At 67.3% G+C, this 18,428-nt stretch carries 17 protein-coding genes; 6 read left to right on the top strand and 11 right to left on the bottom strand.

Features of this window, described 5'->3' with window-relative positions:
- The first annotated feature begins 198 nt into the window (after window positions 1-198).
- Both FZ983_RS00685 and FZ983_RS00690 read left to right on the top strand, forming a co-directional pair.
- On the top strand, window positions 199-2,097 hold the full coding sequence (locus FZ983_RS00685; protein WP_149221732.1) for a potassium transporter Kup: 1,899 nt from the start codon (window positions 199-201) through the stop codon (window positions 2,095-2,097).
- 187 nt (window positions 2,098-2,284) lie between these two features.
- Complete coding sequence (locus FZ983_RS00690; RefSeq protein ID WP_149221733.1) at window positions 2,285-2,830, top strand: fasciclin domain-containing protein; 546 nt, start codon at window positions 2,285-2,287, stop codon at window positions 2,828-2,830.
- 57 nt (window positions 2,831-2,887) lie between these two features.
- Here the strand turns inward: FZ983_RS00690 and FZ983_RS00695 are convergent, their stop codons facing one another.
- The 5 genes from FZ983_RS00695 to FZ983_RS34965 form a co-directional block, all read right to left on the bottom strand.
- A complete protein-coding gene (locus FZ983_RS00695) occupies window positions 2,888-6,439 on the bottom strand; it encodes a tetratricopeptide repeat protein (protein ID WP_149221734.1) in 3,552 nt (1,183 codons plus the stop codon).
- 1 nt (window position 6,440) lies between these two features.
- Window positions 6,441-7,148: a flagellar motor protein MotB gene (locus FZ983_RS00700; protein ID WP_149221735.1), complete on the bottom strand. Its 708-nt coding sequence runs from the start codon at window positions 7,146-7,148 to the stop codon at window positions 6,441-6,443.
- A complete protein-coding gene (locus tag FZ983_RS00705; RefSeq protein WP_247883508.1) occupies window positions 7,145-7,852 on the bottom strand; it encodes a hypothetical protein in 708 nt (235 codons plus the stop codon). The genes FZ983_RS00700 and FZ983_RS00705 overlap by 4 nt, the downstream gene beginning before the upstream one ends.
- An 88-nt stretch (window positions 7,853-7,940) precedes the next feature.
- Entirely contained in the window at window positions 7,941-8,648 is a 708-nt protein-coding gene (locus FZ983_RS00710; RefSeq protein ID WP_149221737.1) for a protein phosphatase CheZ, read from the bottom strand.
- A 290-nt stretch (window positions 8,649-8,938) separates the two neighbouring features.
- Complete coding sequence (locus FZ983_RS34965; protein ID WP_255542855.1) at window positions 8,939-9,067, bottom strand: hypothetical protein; 129 nt, start codon at window positions 9,065-9,067, stop codon at window positions 8,939-8,941.
- A 320-nt stretch (window positions 9,068-9,387) separates the two neighbouring features.
- Between FZ983_RS34965 and FZ983_RS34970 the strand changes: the two genes are divergently transcribed.
- Complete coding sequence (locus FZ983_RS34970) at window positions 9,388-10,398, top strand: patatin-like phospholipase family protein (RefSeq protein ID WP_149221738.1); 1,011 nt, start codon at window positions 9,388-9,390, stop codon at window positions 10,396-10,398.
- A 53-nt stretch (window positions 10,399-10,451) separates the two neighbouring features.
- Window positions 10,452-12,032 (top strand): M10 family metallopeptidase C-terminal domain-containing protein, encoded by a 1,581-nt coding sequence (locus FZ983_RS00720; protein WP_149221739.1) that lies wholly within the window; start codon window positions 10,452-10,454, stop codon window positions 12,030-12,032.
- 10 nt (window positions 12,033-12,042) lie between these two features.
- Here the strand turns inward: FZ983_RS00720 and FZ983_RS00725 are convergent, their stop codons facing one another.
- Window positions 12,043-13,014, bottom strand: a complete 972-nt coding sequence (locus FZ983_RS00725; RefSeq protein ID WP_247883509.1) for an SAM-dependent methyltransferase — start codon at window positions 13,012-13,014, stop codon at window positions 12,043-12,045.
- Window positions 13,015-13,222: 208 nt separating this feature from the next.
- Here FZ983_RS00725 and FZ983_RS00730 point away from each other — a divergent pair, with 208 nt between their 5' ends.
- The gene (locus tag FZ983_RS00730) at window positions 13,223-13,507 is read left to right on the top strand and encodes a (2Fe-2S)-binding protein (protein WP_149221740.1); all 285 of its coding nucleotides are present in this window, start codon (window positions 13,223-13,225) and stop codon (window positions 13,505-13,507) included.
- A gap of 500 nt (window positions 13,508-14,007) precedes the next feature.
- Window positions 14,008-14,313, top strand: coding sequence for a hypothetical protein (locus FZ983_RS00735; RefSeq protein ID WP_149221741.1), 306 nt, complete (start codon window positions 14,008-14,010; stop codon window positions 14,311-14,313).
- Between the two features lie 76 nt (window positions 14,314-14,389).
- On the opposite strand, the gene era is transcribed toward FZ983_RS00735, so the two are convergent.
- The 5 genes from era to FZ983_RS00760 form a co-directional block, all read right to left on the bottom strand.
- Window positions 14,390-15,295 (bottom strand): GTPase Era, encoded by a 906-nt coding sequence (gene era, locus FZ983_RS00740; RefSeq protein WP_044550586.1) that lies wholly within the window; start codon window positions 15,293-15,295, stop codon window positions 14,390-14,392.
- 253 nt (window positions 15,296-15,548) lie between these two features.
- Window positions 15,549-16,334 (bottom strand): ribonuclease III, encoded by a 786-nt coding sequence (rnc, locus tag FZ983_RS00745; protein ID WP_149221742.1) that lies wholly within the window; start codon window positions 16,332-16,334, stop codon window positions 15,549-15,551.
- Window positions 16,335-17,102: a signal peptidase I gene (gene lepB / locus FZ983_RS00750; RefSeq protein ID WP_149221743.1), complete on the bottom strand. Its 768-nt coding sequence runs from the start codon at window positions 17,100-17,102 to the stop codon at window positions 16,335-16,337.
- Window positions 17,099-17,584, bottom strand: a complete 486-nt coding sequence (gene acpS, locus FZ983_RS00755) for a holo-ACP synthase (RefSeq protein WP_149221744.1) — start codon at window positions 17,582-17,584, stop codon at window positions 17,099-17,101. Before acpS ends, lepB begins: the two co-directional genes overlap by 4 nt.
- Window positions 17,581-18,330 carry a pyridoxine 5'-phosphate synthase gene (locus tag FZ983_RS00760; RefSeq protein ID WP_149221745.1) on the bottom strand — a complete coding sequence of 250 codons (750 nt, stop codon included), beginning with the start codon at window positions 18,328-18,330 and terminating at the stop codon, window positions 17,581-17,583. Before FZ983_RS00760 ends, acpS begins: the two co-directional genes overlap by 4 nt.
- Window positions 18,331-18,428 lie beyond the last annotated feature (98 nt).

Consider the following 18,428-nt stretch of genomic DNA (forward strand, 5'->3'; position numbering starts at 1 on the left):
CAAGCGCGCGCTGGCATCCGCCGTCGTAAACGCGTATGAGGAAGCCGATGAGCGTAGGCGGGGAACCGGCAAGGGGGCCGGACCGCCGGACGGCTCCGACCTGTCGCGACCGCCCAACCGGGGTTCGACAGTCGGTGCCGTCACCGTCGCACCGGGCGCCATCGCAACGACGGACCAACCTCGGACCGCAACCACTGCATGACTGACACCGCTTTGAAGGCCGCGCCGCCAGACACCGGCAAGCTCGCGACGCTGACCCTGGGCGCGCTCGGGGTCGTTTTCGGCGACATCGGCACCAGCCCGCTCTACACGCTACGCGAATGCTTCGGCGGCGAGCATGGGCTGGCACTGACCCCCGACAACATCCTCGGCATCATGTCGCTGGTGTTCTGGGCCCTGGTGATGGTCGTCACCGTGAAGTATGTGGGCTTCGTCATGCGGGCCGACAACAAGGGCGAGGGCGGCATCCTGTCCCTGCTGGCGCTGGCGTCGAAGACGCGGCCGGATGCGTCGGGCCGTCTGACCCTGCTGACCGCGCTGGGCCTGTTCGGCGCCGCGCTGTTCTATGGCGACGGCATGATCACCCCGGCGATGTCCGTGCTGTCCGCGGTCGAAGGCCTGGAGGTGGCGGAGCCGGCGCTGGAATCGGTCGTGGTGCCGCTGACGGTCGCCATCCTGATCGCCCTGTTCGCCATCCAAAGCCATGGCACCTCGCGCGTCGGCGCGCTGTTCGGCCCGATCATGCTGGCATGGTTCTCGACGCTCGGCATCCTTGGGCTGGTCGAGGTTGTGCAGCAGCCGGGCGTCCTGGTCGCCTTCAACCCGCTCCACGCGCTGTCCTTCTTCGCCAACCACGGCGTGGCCGGCTTCCTGGTGCTGGGCGCCGTGGTGCTGGCGGTGACCGGCGGCGAGGCGCTCTATGCCGACATGGGCCATTTCGGCCGCCGCCCGATCCAAGTGGCCTGGCTGGCCGTGGTGCTGCCGGCGCTGCTGCTGAACTATCTCGGTCAATGCGCCCTCCTGCTGAGCGATCCGTCGGCGGTACGCAGCCCCTTCTATCTGTTGGCGCCGGAATGGGGGCTCTACCCCCTGATCGGCCTGTCCACGGCCGCCACCGTCATCGCCAGCCAAGCGGTGATCTCAGGCGTCTTCTCCCTGACCCGGCAGGCTGTGCAACTGGGCCTCTGCCCACGCCTGGACATCCGCCATACCTCCAACGAGGAGGAGGGGCAGATCTACATCCCCCGCGCCAATTGGGGCCTCCTGGCCGCCGTGCTGGGGCTGGTGGTGCTGTTCCAGTCCTCCAGCCGTCTGGCGGCGGCCTACGGCATCGCCGTGACCGGCGACATGATCATCACCACCACCCTGTTCCTGGTGGTGGCGCGACGCCGCTGGAACTGGAGCCTGCCGCTCTGCCTCGGCGTCGGAGCCGTGTTCCTGACCATCGAGATCTCCTTCTTCGCCGCCAATGCGGTGAAAATCCCCCATGGCGGCTGGGTGCCTCTGGTGATCGCCGTCCTGACGCTCGGCCTGATGGCCACCTGGCGTCGCGGCCGGGCCGTGCTGACCATGCGTCTGGCAGAGGAATCGCTGCCGCTCGACGCCTTCATCAAGCGGCAGGCGAAGTCCTCCGACATCCTTCGGGTGAAGGGCACGGCGGTCTTCATGACCTCCAGCTCCAACACCGTGCCGATCGCGCTGCTGCACAACCTGAAGCACAATCAGGTCCTGCATGAACGCATCGTCTTCGTCACGGTGGTGGTGGAGGACGTGCCGCGCGTTCCCGCCAAGGACCGCGTGGTGGTGGAAGGGCTGGCCGAGGGCTTCTACCGTATCACCGTGCGCTACGGCTTCTCGCAGGAGCCGAACATCCCGAAGGCGCTGCGGTTGTGCAAGGCATTCGGGCTGGAGTTCGACGTGATGGCGACCTCCTTCTTCCTCGGCCGCGAGACGCTGATCCCGCAGATGAACTCGCAGATGGCGCTGTGGCGCGAGAAGCTGTTCGTCGTGATGTCCCGCACGTCGGTCAGCGCCACCGACTTCTTCAAGCTGCCGCCCAACCGCGTGGTGGAGTTGGGCACGCAGGTGCAACTATAGGGCCGGCAAATCCGCTGTTCCCCCTGTCCGCCGCACGGTCGGGGGAACAGAAATCCGAAAGACCTACCTCCTTCGAGAAAAGAAAATCGGCACCTCGTCGGAGAACAGCTGTGATCTGACCGGAAGCCTCCCCCGTAACGGTGGTGTGTCCGCGGGAAGCGGACCTTCACCGACAAGAGGGAATGCTATGAAGAAGGTTGCCACCGTGGCGATCGCCACCCTTCTTTTTGCCGGTTGCGCCAATGCCGCCATGGAGAAGATGGTCGGCGGCGCGCCGATGTACCCCAACAAGACCATCGTGGAGAACGCGTCCCAGTCGAAGGACCACACCACGCTCGTCGCCGCCGTGAAGGCCGCCGGGCTGGTCGACACGCTGAACGGCAAGGGCCCCTTCACCGTCTTCGCCCCGACCAACGACGCCTTCGCGGCCTTGCCCGCCGGCACCGTCGACACGCTGCTGAAGCCTGAGAACAAGGGCCAGCTGACCAAGGTGCTGACCTATCACGTCGTGCCCGGCAAGCTGGACGCCAAGGATCTCGTGGCCGACATCAAGAAGGGCAATGGCAAGGCGATGCTGAAGACGGTGGAAGGCATGCCGCTGACCTTCACCCAGACCAGCGATGCCGTGATGGTCGCCGACGCGTCGGGCAACATGGCCCGTGTCACCATCGCCGATGTCCAGCAGTCGAACGGCGTGGTCCACGTCATCGACAAGGTTCTGCTGCCGAAGTAACGGCGCGGAAGGGGCGGCGGGACGGGTCCGTCCCCCCGCAGGGTGCGTCCCGCCGCCTCAGGATGTCGGCTTGTCCGCGGACTGCTTGCCGCCGCGATATTCCTTCAGGAACTTCTTGAACATATCCACCTCCGCCACGCGGGAGCGGATGGTCCCCACGTCGATCAGACCCATCGCCTGTTCGGGGCGGGTCAGGATGCGGAAGGCATCCTCGTTCGGCCCGCCCTTCATCGACCCTTCGAAGTCCTTCTTCAGCAGGTTCAGCCCGTTTCCGTCGCCGGCGAGCGCCAGCGCGACCGCACGGTTCAGCACCAGCTGCGACATGTTGGGGTCCAGCGGCTTGCCGGGCCCCGGCGGCGGCCCGATCACCTTGTTGAGGGCCAGCGCCGCGGCATCCCACTTCTGGCCCCTCCAGGCGATGTCGACGCGCAGCAGATTGGCATTGCCGCTGTCGTCCTGCGCCAGCAGCTGCATCGCCTCCTCACCACGGTTCAGTTCGGCCAGCGCCTTTGCCTGCATCAGCCGCCGTTCGGCCGCCAGATCGGCCGGCAGCCCGGCGATGTTCGAAAGTTCCAGCGCCTTCAGCGCCTCTTCCGGCTTGTTGTCGAGCAGACGGACGGAGGCGAGCCGCGTACCGATCCGCGCCTTGTCCAGACCGGACAGGCGGAATTCCACCTGATGCTGCAGAAGGTCGGCGGCCCGGTTCAGCAGATCGATGGAGATCAGCCGCTCCGCCAACTGCCGGATGATCTCGTCGCCGGCCTCGCCCACCGGGGTCAATTCGCGGAACTGGTCGTAGAGCTGCAGCGCGTCCAAGGTCGGCAGGCGCTGCGCCCCGTCCTTGAACAGGTCGGCGAAGATGCGCGACATCTCCCTGGTGATCGCCTCCGCCCGCGGCGTGTCGGCGACCAGGGCCGCCGTTTCCTTCATGGTGTTGAAGCCCTTGGCATATTCGCCACCGGCGATCAGCACCTCGCCCATGCGCGAGCGGATCTGCATCTCCAGGTCGTCGCCGCGCCAGGTGAAGGTCAGACCGGCCAGTTGCTCCGCCGCTGCGGTCGGCGACATCTTGCCTTCGGAAAGCTCAAGGTTGGTCAGCGCCAGCCCGGCCTTGGCGCGATAGAAGCGGTCGTAGCTGTTGAAGGCGGCGGTCAGCTGCTCGCGCGCCTGATCGGTCTCACCGGTCTGGGCATAGAGCAGGCCGCGCAAATACTGTGTCTGCGGATTCTCTTCCTGTTCCGGGCCGCTGTGTTCGATCACGCGGTCGAACAGCCGCTTGGCGGTGGCGGTGTCGCGCGTCTCCAGCGCCGCCTCCGCCGCCCGCAGGCCGAGCTTGCCGATCATCGGTTCCGGGTAGCCGTTCAGGATCTGGCCCGACGCCTTGAACCCGGCCATCGCCTTCGGCCAGTCGCGCCGGTCGGCGGCGATGGCGGCACGCCATAGATTGGCTTCCGGGTTATTGGCCAGCGACGGAATCGACAGGTCGGCCTCGCCGCCCTCCAGGTCGCCGGCCAGCACGCGGGCGGCCCCGCGCAGCGCGCGGAATTCCGGCCAACCCTCCAGGTCCGGCTGGTTCTGCTGCAGCACGTCCAGCAGGCCCAGCGTCTCCTGACCGAAACCGTTGGCGAAATAGAAGCGGGCGAGGTCGAGCTGCGCCTTTGCCCGCTCCGACTCCGGTGCGTTGACGACGGCAAGCTGGAGGTCCTGGCGCGCCTGGGTGAAGTTGTCCAGATCGCCGTGCTTCCAGGCCGGCAGGTTGAACAGTCGGCGACCCTGCGCCTGGGCCTGACCTTGCGCGGGCTGCGCCTTCGGCGGCTCCATGGACGAAGCACCGCCGGTCGGCGGGACGGGCTGCGGGGCGGCGGCAAGCTGGGCCGGCACCGGCTGCGGCGCCGACTGCTGTGCCGGGACGGGCATGGCGGCGGGTGGCGGTGCCACTGCGGGATTGCCGGCATCGGCGGCAGGCGACAAGTGCAGGCCGCCGGCGGTGGTCAGTTCCACCCCCTCCTTGATCGCGCGAACCGTCACATTGTCGGAGATCGGCCGCACCACAACGCCCTGGTAGGAGGGCATGACCTCCAGATCCGGATAGCGGTGGGGCTCGGGCAGGCCGCGCCCCGGGCTGGGCAGCGGCACCACCTGAATGCGGTCGCCGACGTCGGGATCGGCGAACTGGACGACGTTGGCCGCGTCGGGGGCGCGAACCAGCAGCCGGGCGCCCAGCAGGAAATCGGGATCGGGCTCGACCCGCAGGTCGCCGGCGCTGCCCATGTTGGCGGGACGGCCGGAGGACAGGATGCGCCAGGTCGTGCCCTGCCGCTCCACAGTCGGCCAGACCATCGGACCGATCTTGGTGCGGAACACGCTGCCGCCGGTCGCCGGCACCGGCTCCACCGCCCCCATCAGCTCCGCTCCGGGACCGCTGAGCTTGCCGGCGCCGATTGGCATGGGCCGGTCGAACACCACATAGAGCTGACCGGCGCGCGGATAAACCGCGATGGATGACGGCCCGCCGGTCTCGAAGGTCAGAACCGGCCCCTTGGGTCCGGCCACCGGCTGAGCCTTGGCATCCGTCGGTGTCGTCGGTGCCGCCTTGGCTTCCGCCGGAGGTGCCGGCTGAGCGCCAGCGGCCGCGGTGGCGGCGGGTGTCGCGGTCGCCGCATTGGCGGCGGTGGCCGAGCGGCTGGTCGTCGTCGACGCAACGATCGGCCCGTCGGCGGCAGGCGCTTGACTGCTTCCCTGGCCGCCCTGCGGCGGTATCGCCCCCTGCGATCCCGCGACCGGAGGCGCGGCTTCGGTCTTCGGCAGCCCGGCACGCGATCCCGGATTGCCGACCGACAGAATCACGGATTTGCCCGACGCGCTGTCGCTGACCTCGGCATCCTGCGGCACGGCCAGGGTAACGGCCAACGCACCGTCCGCCTGGCGGTAGGACTCCACGTTCTGGATGTTGCGCAGCTTCGCCTTGGTCACTGCAGACAGGTCGGCGGCGCCGCCCTTTTCGAAGAAGACCGTCACGGCCGCCCCGTCGCGCTTGACCGAATAACCGACCGGTGACGGCCAGTCGAAGGTCAGGCGGCTCTGGTCAGGTTGATCCGCCCCCCGCACCCGAACCCGGCCGGCGGACGGCACCGGCTTGGCAGCCTCCGCCTTTGCCGGTTCCGTTCCTGACGACGCCGTCGCAGCAGGTTGCGTTGTAGCGGGTTGGGCCGCGGCGGGGGACAGGTCGATGGCGACGGCGTTGCCGTTGCGGAAGCTCTTCAGCGAAACCGGGCGTTTCAGGTCGAAGGAGACAGTCTTGCCGTCCGCCTCCACCCGGCCGCCGGCCAAATAATCGGGCAGCGCCCGAACCAGACGGTCCAGTTGGGCGTCGATGGGCTCGGCGAAGGCGATGACCAGCCGCTCCCCCTCGACCGATGCGGTGTAGTCCACCTTGGCCGGCCAGTCGAAGACCAGCCGTCCGAATTCCTTGTGGGTGCCGCCACGCACCGGCACGGTAGCTGCGTCGGACGGCAGAGGGGACAGCAGGACCGGCACGGCCAGCAGCGCCACCGCGGCGGCACAGCCGCGCAGCCAGCGCTTTCTCCGATATGCCGACCGGTCAGTCACCTCAATCCGCTCCTTCCTCTCGCACCACGATATCCACCGGCAGGCGTCCGCCGCCAGCCCCTTCGACCGGCATCATCACGGCCCGCGCTACCAGATCGCGGCGATAGCCGGTTTCCCGCAACGCGGCGGAGACGGCGACCGCCCTGGTCAGCGCCCTTTCCCAGGCCACACCGCCGGCCGGGTCCTCGCGCTCCGCATGGCCGACCAGCTCGATCCGGTTGCCGATGCGGCCGATGACGGCGCCAAGCAGGAACAGAACCCGCCGCCCCTCCTCGGTGAAGGCGGCACCGGTCGGGTCGAACATCCGTTCCCCCGGCAGGCGGATGACGACGCGGTCGTCCTCACGCCGGACATCGACCACCGACAACTCGGCATTCGACCGCAGCTGGCTGCCAAGCAGGGCCGCCAGATAATGCAGGTCAATCGCCGCCCGCTGCTCCACCGCTTGCGCGTTGAAGGCTGCCGACGGATCGGCCGGCCGGTCGGATGGTGCGGCGGCGGTGGACCGCGCGGCGGGAATCGAGTCCGCCACGCCCTTCGCCAGACGGGTCCAGCGTTCGGCCTCCGGCTCGCTCATCGAATACATCAGAACGAAGAAGGCGAGCATCAAGGAGATCAGGTCCGTGAAGCTGATCAGCCACAGCGTCTTGCGCTGTCCGCCGCGATCCTCGGCTCCCGACCTGCCGGATATGTTGGGGACGCGGATCATTTCCGCACCTCCGGCCTGCGCCTGGCCGTCCCATCCTCGTCCCAGCGCAGGGAGAACAGCAGACGCACCCCGCCCGGCTCGCCGCGCTCGATTCCGACGGTGACGTTGCGGGCCGGTGCTCCGTCGGCGATCAGCGCGCGTGCCAAGGCGCCGGCACGGGCGACCGGTCCCGGCGGCTGGCTGGGCGTTCCCGTCGGGCCGATGCCCAGCAGCGCGTCCAGTTCCACCCGCTCGCCCTGGCGCGACTGGCGCAGCGCGTCGGCGATCCGGTCGATCAGGCCCTGACGGTCCGGCCGCAGCATCATGGTGCCGGGGACGAACAGGTCGTCGGCGGGCAGACGCACCTCCAGCAGCTGGCCGGGAGCGACCACCTCAACCTTCGCGACCGCAATTTCGGTGGCAAACAGCGTGCCGACGCCGTCGAGCCGCTGCACCGCGAAGACCGTCCCGGCGCGCGAGGCCACCGGATCCGTCCCATCGCGCAGGCGCGGATCGATGACGAAGCTCGGGAAGGTCCGCTCCAGCGAGGCGGCGACCGCCTTCACCTTCTGCACGGTGTGCACCGAATGGGCGTTCAGCACGATGAAGAAGACCAGCAGCAGCAGGAACAGCGACAGCAGAAGCAGGATGCTGCCGTTGTTGGGATTGGCATGTTCCTGCCCGCCCCCAAGGCCCCCGCCCCCACGGCCGGCCCGCAGCGTCACAAGCCCGGCGCCTGCCGGACCCGCTCCGCGGCTTTGGGTCGTCCGACCGTTGGTGAGCCCACTGGAGGGTTTGCCGGCCAGCATGGCGTCAGTCGAAGCTGGCGAGCAGGCGGTCGATTTCGTCCTGGTCCATGGCGTTGCCCGGCAGCTGCGGCCCATGCAGAAGCTGCTGGTCCGCCTCCTCCGCGCTCATCGGTTCGTAATGGACGGCGGCCTCGGCATCCTCCGCCGCCAGCTTGGCCAGCCGGGGGGCGTGGTTCTGGCGCACTTCGCTGCCGAAGGCGGCGACGATCATGTCCACCTTCGATTCGATGTGCTTCAGCGTCCGCACCACCTTGCTGATGCGCTGGCCGGTAATGTCCTGGAAGTTGCAGGCTTCGTAGATCGCCGTGATCTGGTCGTTCAGCTTGGCCGCGGTTTCCGCATCCGACTGCCCGGCGATGGCGCCGATGGCGTCGCAGGCGTCGAAGATGGCGAAGGTCGCCTTCTCCGTCGCGCCGATCACCGCGTCCAGTTCGTCCGTGGCGGTGCGGATATGTTCGTCGCGGATTTCCGCGGGCTGGAGCGCCGCGATCTCCTGCTTGGCCGTCTCGATGTATTTGGCGAGGTCGACGACCTCCTTGTAGAGCCGCAGGTCGGTTGCGGAGATGTCGCCATCCATGCTGCCCAGGATGGTCCGGAGGATGTCCGTCACCTCGTCCCGCGACAGGGGCTTGGCGGCCTCGGCGAAGGCGGCGTCGAGGCGCTGTCTCAGAAGCTTCTGTTCCGTCACGGCGGAATGGGCGGAGAAGGTCATCGGGCGTGTCCAGCGAGAGGGGCCAGGGCCTTGGCGGAATATGCCGGATCCTCCCCGGTCGGCGCCCTCCAGCGAGCGCCCGTCGGTGCCGCAGGGTGGAGGTGCAACGCTCCGACCGCTTGTGGCGCCCAACCGTCCCAGGAACTGTCCGAGCCGACCAAGCCTATGGCGCGAGGGTTAAGAGCCCGTAAAGACAGCCCTGCCGGAGCGCAGCCGTGGCCCGTTCGCCACAGAGTGAGCCACCCGTGACCGACCGATGAGCGACCGCAGCGGGTGGGCAGAGCGGGTGATCAGAACAGGCCGGCGGCAGCCGGCGCGCCCAGCAGGGCGATCAGGACCAGGATGGTGACGGCAACCAGCCGTTCCGCCGGCGACCAGCGTTTCCAATCTTTCCTGAAGCTTTTCAGTTCGTCGGCCATGACAGACCTTCCGGTTTCGAGAACTACACTGCAACGCAACGAAACTGCACCGGGTCCAGTTGATGCATGGTTAACACCCAGCACAGAAGCATTCTTCCAACCGAACTGGCACAGAAATGCCACAGTCGCCGTGTCTCGGCCGATGATTCAGGTCAAAGATCGGCCAAAATTTCGACATTGCCCAGCACCCGCGCGGCGATGATCGGTGCGCCGGTGGCGTGCCTCTTACGGCCGCTTCCGTAACCCGCAGGCAATTCCTAGATGATACGCTCTAGACCAAGCCGCCGGGGTCGGCCGGGCGGCACCGATGGGGGATGCGGATGGCGAAGGGAACCGACCTGAAGATCGGGCTTGCGCTGGGCAGCGGGGCAGCCCGGGGTTGGGCGCATATTGGTGTCCTGCGCGCGTTGGAGGAGAGCGGGATCGAACCGGACGTCATCTGCGGGACCTCCATCGGCGCCGCCGTCGGAGCCGCCTATCTGACCGACCAGATGGACGAGCTTCAGGCCTGGGCGCAGAAGATGGGCTGGCTCGGCATGCTGGGCATCATCGATCTCACCTTCCGGCGCGGCGGGCTGGTCGCCGCCGAAAAGGCGTTCGGCCGCTTCGACAACGACCGCAGCAACATCCTGATCGAGAATTTGCGGCTGCCTTTCGCCACGGTTGCCACCGACCTGTCGACGGGGCGCGAGATCTGGCTGCGCGACGGGCCGCTGATGTCGGCGGTGATGGCGTCGGCCGCCATGCCCGGCCTGTTCCCTGCGGTGCGGCGCGACCATCACCTGCTGGTGGACGGCGCTCTGGTCAACCCGGTTCCGGTGTCGCTTTGCCGGGCGCTGGGGGCCGACGTGGTGGTGGCGGTGAACCTGAACAGCGAATTGTCCCCGCTCGGCCGCCCCAATGGCCGCGCCAATGGGGGGCGTACGAACGGCAAGCCCGCCGCCAAGGCTCCGGCCCCGATGCCGGAGGCGGTGGTGGCCGGCGGCGATGCCGGCTCCCCGGCGCTGTCGCATCTGACCAGCCAGATCTCCACCTGGCTCGGCCGCAAGCCCAGCCGGCGCACCCAGTTCCTGGCCGACCAGATCGACGACGCCCACGCCCACAAGCAGATGCCTAACGCGCTGGAGGTGATGGCGGGCTCCATCGACATCATGCAGGACCGCATCACCCGCTCCCGTCTGGCCGGCGAGCCGCCGGACGTTCTCATCGCGCCGAGGCTGGCCCATATCGGCATTCTGGAGTTCGACCGCGCGGCGGAGGCGGTGGAGATCGGCTATGCCGCGGCGTCCATGCTCCGCCCATCAATCGAACTGGCCCTACGCCGCGCCTGACCGGCGCCCGGTCCCGTCGCCCCTTCCCTTTCCCTCGCAAGAGCCAAGCATCCATGAGCCAGCCCGTGCTGACCGACTACATCTCCGCCCTTCTGACCAGCGGAGCGCCGCATTGGGGTACCGGCGGAGCCGTTCTGGACGGCAGTTCCGTCGGCGGGGCGGTCACCGTCACCTACGGCTTCGCGACAAGCTCTCGGCAGGTGGCCGATGCGGACGCCGCCGGCTTCGCGACGATGAACAATGAACAACGCGCCGCCGTCCGGCAGGCGCTTGCGGCCTGGAGCGGCGTCGCCAACATCGGCTTCGTCGAGACGTCCGACGCTTCCGGCGCCACCATGCGGTTCGGCACCAACCGCCAGAACGGCATCACCGCGGCCTATGCTTATTATCCGTTCCCCTCACCGCAGGGAGGCGACGTCTTCCTCGCCAACGACAGCATCGGCAACGTTAACCCGACGGCGGGAAGCTATGCCTACATGACGGTCGTCCACGAGATCGGCCACGCGCTGGGCCTGAAGCATCCCGGCAACTACGACGCTGGCGACAGCACTGGAACCGAGGGGCCCTATCTTCCGTCGGCGACGGACAATTACGCGTACAGCATCATGTCCTATGTCGCAAACGGCGCGCTGCCATCGGGGACCTACCTGACCGGGCCCAGCCTCTACGACATCGCGGCGATCCAATATCTCTACGGCCCCAACATGGCCGCCGGAGCCGGGGACAGCAGCTATGTGCTGAACACCGGCAGCTTCACCACGCTGTGGGACCCGAACGGCCGCAACACGCTGAACGGCAGCGCGCAGGCGGCAGCACTGTCGCTGGATCTGCGGTCGGGCGCGTTCAGCAGCGCCGGAGGCACGACCTTCCTGGCGCTGGCCTATGGAACCACGGTCCAACTGGCGGTCGGCGGAAGCGGCGACGACACATTCACCGTCAACAGGCTGGGCAATGTGCTGGACGGTGGCGGCGGCACCGATACCGTGGTGTTCAGCGGCAGCCGGTCGCAGTATCGCGTGCAACAGCTTGACGCCAGCCGCTACGTCGTCAGCGGCGCCGACGGCGTCGATCTGCTGACCAACGTCGAATACCTGCGTTTCTCCGACACCGGCACCGCCCTGTCGGCCAGCGTGTCCGGCAATTTCGACCCACTTCGCTACATCGCGTCCAACGCCGACCTGATCGGCGCCTTCCGCACCGACGCCGCCGCGGCAACGCAGCATCTCATCGGCTCCGGCGTCTATGAGGGGCGTAGCCTGACCGGCTTCAATCCCTACAATTACCTGGCCGGCTACGGTGACCTGCTGAGCGCCTTCGGTAGCGATGTCGGAGCCGCGACCCGCCATTACATCGAGATCGGCAACCGTGAAGGCCGCAGTTCGACGCTGTTCGACACGCTGTCCTATCAGGCCGGCAACGCCGACCTGATCGCCGCCTACGGCGACAACCGGGAGGCGGCGGAACTGCACTACATCGTCAATGGACGCTTCGAGGGCCGCTCCCTCGCCGGCTTCAACGCCCCCGCCTATCTGGCCGCCAATCCCGACGTCAACGCCGCCGTGGGCGGCAGCGTCGCCGGCGCCAAGCAGCATTACGTCAGCTATGGCTTCGCCGAGGGGCGGGCGCTGGCGTGAACGCCGGCGCTCACTTCGCCGGCCACATCCAGGTCAGTTCGTGCTTGTTGTGGTGGAGGTGGAGCACCCTGCCGCCGGGGATCGCGGCGAAGGCGCGGGCGGTCTCATGGTCGGTTTCCGCTTGGAACTTCAGCGTGCAGACGAAGCGCTTGGCCAGTCCGCTGTCCATCCACTCCTTCACCAGCCGCAACAGGCGGGTCGGGTAGCAGATCACGTCGCAGCACAGCCAGTCGACCGGGCCGACGGTCGCCGGCTTCAGGCCGAAGGCGCTTTCCTGGCGGATCTCCACCCGCGGCAGCGCAGCGATGGCCGGATCAAGCGGCGCCTTGTCGACGCTGACCACCGACGCGCCCAACTCGTGCAGCACCCAGGTCCAGCCGCCAGGACAGGCGCCGAGGTCGAGGCAGCGATCGCCCGGCCCCGGCTGTTCCCCGAACAGGGTCAGGGCCTCCCACAGCTTCAGATAGGCGCGGTTGGGCGGAGCCGTGCGGTTCTCGACGAAGGTGACCTCGCCGTTGCGGAAGGGGCTGGCACAACGGGCGGCGGCGATGATGGTGGACTCGTCGGTCAGCGTCCAAGACCCCAGCGGCGCCGTCGGCAGCGGCGACGGGAAGATCACCGGCTTGGCCGAGACGTGCGGCAGGTTCTCCTGGATCAGGGCGGCACGGCGGTGATGCCGCTGCGACCACAGCGCCCAATTGCGCTGAATACCGCGCAACGCCTTCGCCCCGCTCTTGATCGAGGTGAATTCGATGCGCACCGGATCGTACCAGATGTTCTGCGCCCAGGCCGCGGGCCTCGCGGGGCCGTCGACGAAGACCAGCCGGCCGTCGACCGCTGCGACCTCCCCCAGTTCCGCCACCAGATCGTCGAGAAAGCCGTCGGCTGCCAGATAGACCGTCTGGCCGAGCGGGGTCACCACCGCGCCGGGAGCGGCTTGCGGCAGGGAAGCGGAGGTGCTTTGGGGGGTGCTGTCGTCCATTCCCCAGGGGCTACCGCTGCCGGCCGGCGAATGCAAGCGCAAGGATGCGGCCTGACACTTTCGCGGTGACGCGAAGGGGGCTGTGACAAAGCGTCTCGAAACCTCTTATATGCGACTGGTTCGCAAAGCAGGCGTTGACAACGATTCTCAGTCTCAGGTAATCCTGGGTTCAGGACAATCTTCTCACACCGCCGATCGCCGAGGGCTTATGTACGTCTGCATCTGCCACGCGTTGAACGACAAGAAGGTCAAGGCCGCGCTGGACAATGGCGCTACCAACCCGGCCTCGGTGTTCCGCCATCACAACTGCCAGGTCCAGTGCGGAAAATGCGTGCCGATGATGCGCAGCATGGCCAGCGAACATCGCGCCGCCATGGCCCAGCAGGCCGCCACCATCGCCGCGACCGCCGTTCCGGCCCCCTGCTGCGGCACGGCGGTGCCCGAACCGGCCAATGCCGAAGCCGTTCCAGCCTATGCAATCGCGGCCGAATAATCACTGTTGAGTAACGGCCACCGGGCAAACTGCGTTATCGCAAGCTCTACCACTTCCGACTTTCAGGTCGATACCGGGTCTACAACCTCGCCTTTCGGCTGCGACAGAATGCGCCCCGTCTATGATTTTTGGGCGGATTGACCCGACACACCCAATCCGGCACAAAAGCGTCACCAAAACAAAAGAACGTCGTCAAAATGTCGGCGTATAAAAAAGCCAATGGGCCGGATGAAACCGGCCCTGGAGGAAACGCAATCCAACCAGGAAGACTTCCTCGGCCACCGGGTTTGCCTTGTCCCTAAAGGATCGGGCAGCCCGGCGGGATTTGGATTCAGCACGCCGTTCCGCAACTGCTCACGTATTTCGCAACCGCATCGCGGCCATCTCCCAAACGGGCTGTGCCGCCTGCGCTTCCGATGCGTTTTTGCAGCATTGGTCCGGCGCTATCGTTCTGTCCGACCGGGACGTCTGAAACGGTTGAGGATCAAGGGAGGATTTTCATGAGCCGCCGCAACCGGCACGCCTTCGACACGCTGAGCCGCGATCTCGTCCTTCGTGCCACTGACCGGATGGAGACCCTCCGGTCGATGGTGGAGCGCGCGGACAGCGACCGGCGCGAGACGTGGGAGCGCACCCTCGACCGTCTCCGCGGCCTTAACAACCGCGCCATCGCCCGCATCGAGGCCGCTCATCTGGCCGATGACGACGCATGGCCCTTCGCCCGCGCCCAGGCCGATCAGGCGATGATGGACCTCATGCGCGCACTCGACGATTTCGACGGCCACCTGCGTCTGCTGGCCGCTTGAGGCCACCGGCCAGACCACCGGCCGCCGCCGACCAAAAGGAAATGGCCCTCTCCCGGTCGGGAGAGGGCCTTTTTCATTACGAAGCCCCGAAGTCGAGGCCCCAGGCAGAATAGCGTTCCGGATCGTCGACCCAGCCCTCGCGCACCTTCACGAACAGGATCAGGTGGACGCGGCGCTCCAGCATTCCCTGCAGTTCGCCACGCGCGGCAGAGCCGAGAGCCTTGATCCGCTGGCCGCCCTTGCCCAGCACGATGGCCTTCTGGCTTTCGCGCTGCACGAAGATGACTTGCGAGATCTTTACCGAGCCGTCCTCGAACTCCTCCCACACCTCGGTCTCGACCGTGGCGGAATAGGGAAGCTCCTGGTGAAGCTGCAGGAACAGCTTCTCGCGGGTGATCTCCGCCGCCAGCAGACGCATGGGCATGTCGGAGATCTGGTCTTCCGGGAAGTGCCACGGCCCTTCCGGCAGGCGATCGGCCAGGAACTGCTTCAGGTCGGCGACGCCGTCCTCGGTGAAGGCCGACACCATGAAGATATCGGAGAAGATCCCTTCTTGCCGGAAGGCGTCGGCGATGCCCAGCAGGACGTCGCGCTTCACCAGATCGATCTTGTTCAGGATCAGGATCGCCTCGCGCCCCTGCTCCTTCAGGCGGGCGACGATGCTGCGGGTGTCCTCGTCGATCGACCGGCGCGACACGTCGTACAGCACGCCGATGACATCGGCGTCCTCCGCCCCCTGCCAGGCCGCCGCCACCATGGCGCGGTCCAGCCGGCGCTTCGGCTTGAAGATGCCGGGGGTGTCGACGAAGATCATCTGGGCGTCGCCCTGGATGGTGATGCCCAGCACGCGGGTGCGGGTGGTCTGCACCTTCGGGCTGACGATCGACACCTTGCTGCCGATCATTGCGTTCAGCAGCGTCGACTTTCCGGCATTCGGCGCGCCGACCAGGGCGATGAAGCCGCAGCGCGGATGCTCGGGCATCGTCGGCAGCGGCGGCAGGACGGAGATGGGCTGCCCGCGCGGAGCATCCTCATCGTCATCCTCATAGTCGCCGTCTTCATAATCTTCGTCTTCGAAGTCGCCCTCTTCGGCGTCCTCACCCTCGACGTCGCCGTCCTCCTGGTCCAGCGCCTCGTCGTCCTTCACGGACTTCGACTCCTGGGATTCCGGCTTCGGCTCCGGAGCTTCGGAACTGGGCGTCTCACTCTTGGTCTTGTCGATGTCGTCGCGACCGTCAGTCATCGACTTGCACTCCTACCTGGCGCAGCAATGTGCTGGCAGCCTTCTTTTCCGCGATGCGCTTAGACGATCCGGAACCGCTGACCGGTTCCATTCCCGCTACATGCACCGCAACCACGAACAGCGGCTCGTGCGCCGGGCCGCTGCGTTCGATCAGTTCATAACGGGGCAACGGCTTGCCGCGCCCCTGCGCCCATTCCTGCAGCGTCGTCTTGCTGTCCAGCGGCGGCGGCGTCGCCTTGTCGATCTCGCCCGCCAGGGCTTGGCGGACGAAGCGCGTCACCGGCTCCAGCCCGCCGTCGAGATACATGGCGCCCAGCACCGCCTCGCAAGCGTCGCCCAGGATCGTCCGGTTCTCGCGCCCGCCGCTCGACGCTTCCGCCGGGGACAGGCGCAGATAGGCGCCCAGCCCGATGGTGTCGGCGACGCGGCCCAGCGATTCCCGGCGCACCAGCGCGGCATGGCGCTTGGCGAGCGCGCCCTCGCGTTCGTTGGGATAGCGTTCCAGCAGCCACTGCGCGACGACCAGCCCGACGACGCGGTCGCCCAGGAACTCCAACCGCTCATAGGCGATGCCCGGCCCCTTGTGCGACTTGCGGCCGGCCCGCTCCAGCCCCATCAGGCTGGGATGGGTGACCGCATCGCGCAAAAGCGACAGGTCGGCGAACTCATGACCCAGCGCGCGCGCCAGTTCCGCCACATCGGCGGATTGGACGGCGCCATCGGTCTCGGTTTCGGAGCCGGCCCCCGCGTCGGCGGGCGCATTGGTGACGGTGGACACTTACCGGACTCCGTTGAACAGGCGGCTGAAGCGCAGATCGACCGGCCAGCGCCAGATCTCGTAGAAGCGCGTGCCCTCGTCGAGCGAGAAGAACAGGAATTCGGCGCGGCCGACCATGTTCTCGATGGGAACGAAGCCAACCTGCGACGGCACGCGGCTGTCCAGCGAGTTGTCGCGGTTGTCGCCCATCATGAACAGGTTGCCGGGCGGAACCTTGAACACCGGCGTGTTGTCGAGCGGGCCGTTGTCCGACTCCTCGATGATGCGGTGGCTGCGGCCGTTGGGCAGGGTTTCGACGAACTGCGCGGTGCGGATGCTGCGGCCCAGCGAATCCGTGGTCACGTAATCCTCGATCCGCTCGCGCTTCACCGGCTGTCCATTGATGTGCAGGATGCCGCCGATCATCTGGATGCTGTCGCCGGGCAATCCGACGACGCGCTTGATGTAGTCGGTCTTGTTGTCGCGCGGCAGCTTGAACACCGCCACGTCGCCCCGCTCCGGCTGAGAGCCCAGGATCCGGCCCTCGAACAGCGGCAGGCCGAAGCCGACCGTGTATTTGCTGTAGCCGTAGCTGAACTTCGACACGAACAGGTAATCGCCGATTAACAATGTCGGGATCATCGACCCCGACGGGATGTTGAAGGGCTCGAACGCGAAAGTCCGCACGCCGAAAGCGATCAGAACCGCGAAGAACACCGTCTTCACGGTTTCGACGAACCCGGATTCCTTGCTCTTGGCGTTGGACGCCGTTTCTTTCTGAAAGGTCATTCTGGGGTCGCCGTATTGGTGGGCATTGTGGCCTCGATGGTGGCGGACTCAATCGGTTCGGCGCTGATGACGACGAAGGCCTCGGCCATCGGGTATTCGTCGGTCAGCGTCACATGGATGCGGGCGCGCATGCCCGGCGGCGTGATCGCCTCCAGCCGGGCCAGAGCCCCGCCGGTCAGGCGCATGGTCGGCTGGCCGGACGGCAGGTTGACCACCCCCATGTCGCGCCAGAACACCCCGTCGCGGAAGCCGGTACCCAGCGCCTTGGAGCAAGCCTCCTTGGCGGCGAAGCGCTTGGCGTAGGTCGAGGCGCGGGCGTTGTTCTTTGCCGCGGAACCGGCGCGGCGTTCGGACTTGGCCTGCTCGACCTCGGTGAAGATGCGGTCGATGAAACGCTGTCCGAAGCGCTCCAGCGACTTCTCCACCCGCCGGATGTCGATCAGGTCGTTGCCGATGCCGAGGATGGTGCCGGACATCATCATGCGGATGCCGCCGCGGCTCGCGCCGTGTCCATGGCCTTGCGCATGCGCGCGATGGAGTTTGTCAGACCGACGAAGATCGCCTCGCCGATCAGGAAATGACCGATGTTCAGCTCCACGATGGTCTGGATCGCCGCCACCGGGCCGACGGTGTCATAGCTCAGGCCATGGCCGGCATGGCATTCCAGCCCGATCGCCTCGGCATGTGCCGCGGCACGGACGATGCGCGCCAGCTCGGCCTCGCGCTCCGCCGGCTCGACGGCGTCGCAATAGGCGCCGGTGTGCAGTTCGACCACCGGAGCGCCGAGCCGCTTGGCGGCGTCGAGCTGCGCCGGCTCCGGATCGATGAACAGCGAGACGCGGATGCCGGCGGCGCTCAGCTCCCCCACCGGGCGCACCAGATGGTCGTACTGGCCGATCACGTCCAGCCCGCCTTCCGTCGTCACCTCGGTGCGCTTTTCCGGGACGAGGCAGGCGGCGTGCGGCTTGTGCCGCAACGCGATCGCCAGCATCTCGTCGGTCGCCGCCATCTCGAAGTTCAGCGGACGGTCGATCTCGGCCATCAGCCGCTCGATGTCGCGATCCACGATGTGGCGCCGGTCCTCGCGCAGGTGGGCGGTGATCCCGTCGGCCCCGGCCTCGATGGCGAGCCTTGCCGCACGCACGGGATCGGGATGCATCCCGCCGCGTGCGTTGCGGACGGTCGCCACATGGTCGATGTTCACGCCGAGGCGCAGGAAACGGGACATGCACGGACTCCAAAGCGTCGCCGCCCACCGGAACGGGCGGGAGCGATTCCGTCTATATAGCGGTGCGCCGGCGTTCCGTCACGCCGAACCGACCGATT

Source organism: Azospirillum sp. B21 (assembly GCF_008364825.1).
In the GTDB taxonomy this organism is placed as follows: Bacteria; Pseudomonadota; Alphaproteobacteria; order Azospirillales; family Azospirillaceae; genus Azospirillum.

Bases quoted from the DNA above. Each gene is read 5' to 3' on its own strand.
- FZ983_RS00685 (WP_149221732.1), top strand. From the start codon at position 199: ATGACTGACACCGCTTTGAAGGCCGCGCCGCCAGACACCGGCAAGCTC.
- FZ983_RS00690 (WP_149221733.1), top strand. From the start codon at position 2,285: ATGAAGAAGGTTGCCACCGTGGCGATCGCCACCCTTCTTTTTGCCGGT.
- FZ983_RS00700 (WP_149221735.1), bottom strand. From the start codon at position 7,148: ATGATCCGCGTCCCCAACATATCCGGCAGGTCGGGAGCCGAGGATCGC.
- FZ983_RS00710 (WP_149221737.1), bottom strand. From the start codon at position 8,648: ATGACCTTCTCCGCCCATTCCGCCGTGACGGAACAGAAGCTTCTGAGA.
- FZ983_RS34965 (WP_255542855.1), bottom strand. From the start codon at position 9,067: ATGGCCGACGAACTGAAAAGCTTCAGGAAAGATTGGAAACGCTGGTCG.
- FZ983_RS34970 (WP_149221738.1), top strand. From the start codon at position 9,388: ATGGCGAAGGGAACCGACCTGAAGATCGGGCTTGCGCTGGGCAGCGGG.
- FZ983_RS00720 (WP_149221739.1), top strand. From the start codon at position 10,452: ATGAGCCAGCCCGTGCTGACCGACTACATCTCCGCCCTTCTGACCAGC.
- FZ983_RS00725 (WP_247883509.1), bottom strand. From the start codon at position 13,014: ATGGACGACAGCACCCCCCAAAGCACCTCCGCTTCCCTGCCGCAAGCC.
- FZ983_RS00730 (WP_149221740.1), top strand. From the start codon at position 13,223: ATGTACGTCTGCATCTGCCACGCGTTGAACGACAAGAAGGTCAAGGCC.
- FZ983_RS00735 (WP_149221741.1), top strand. From the start codon at position 14,008: ATGAGCCGCCGCAACCGGCACGCCTTCGACACGCTGAGCCGCGATCTC.
- era (WP_044550586.1), bottom strand. From the start codon at position 15,295: ATGCCCGAGCATCCGCGCTGCGGCTTCATCGCCCTGGTCGGCGCGCCG.
- lepB (WP_149221743.1), bottom strand. From the start codon at position 17,102: ATGACCTTTCAGAAAGAAACGGCGTCCAACGCCAAGAGCAAGGAATCC.
- acpS (WP_149221744.1), bottom strand. From the start codon at position 17,584: ATGATGATGTCCGGCACCATCCTCGGCATCGGCAACGACCTGATCGAC.
- FZ983_RS00760 (WP_149221745.1), bottom strand. From the start codon at position 18,330: ATGTCCCGTTTCCTGCGCCTCGGCGTGAACATCGACCATGTGGCGACC.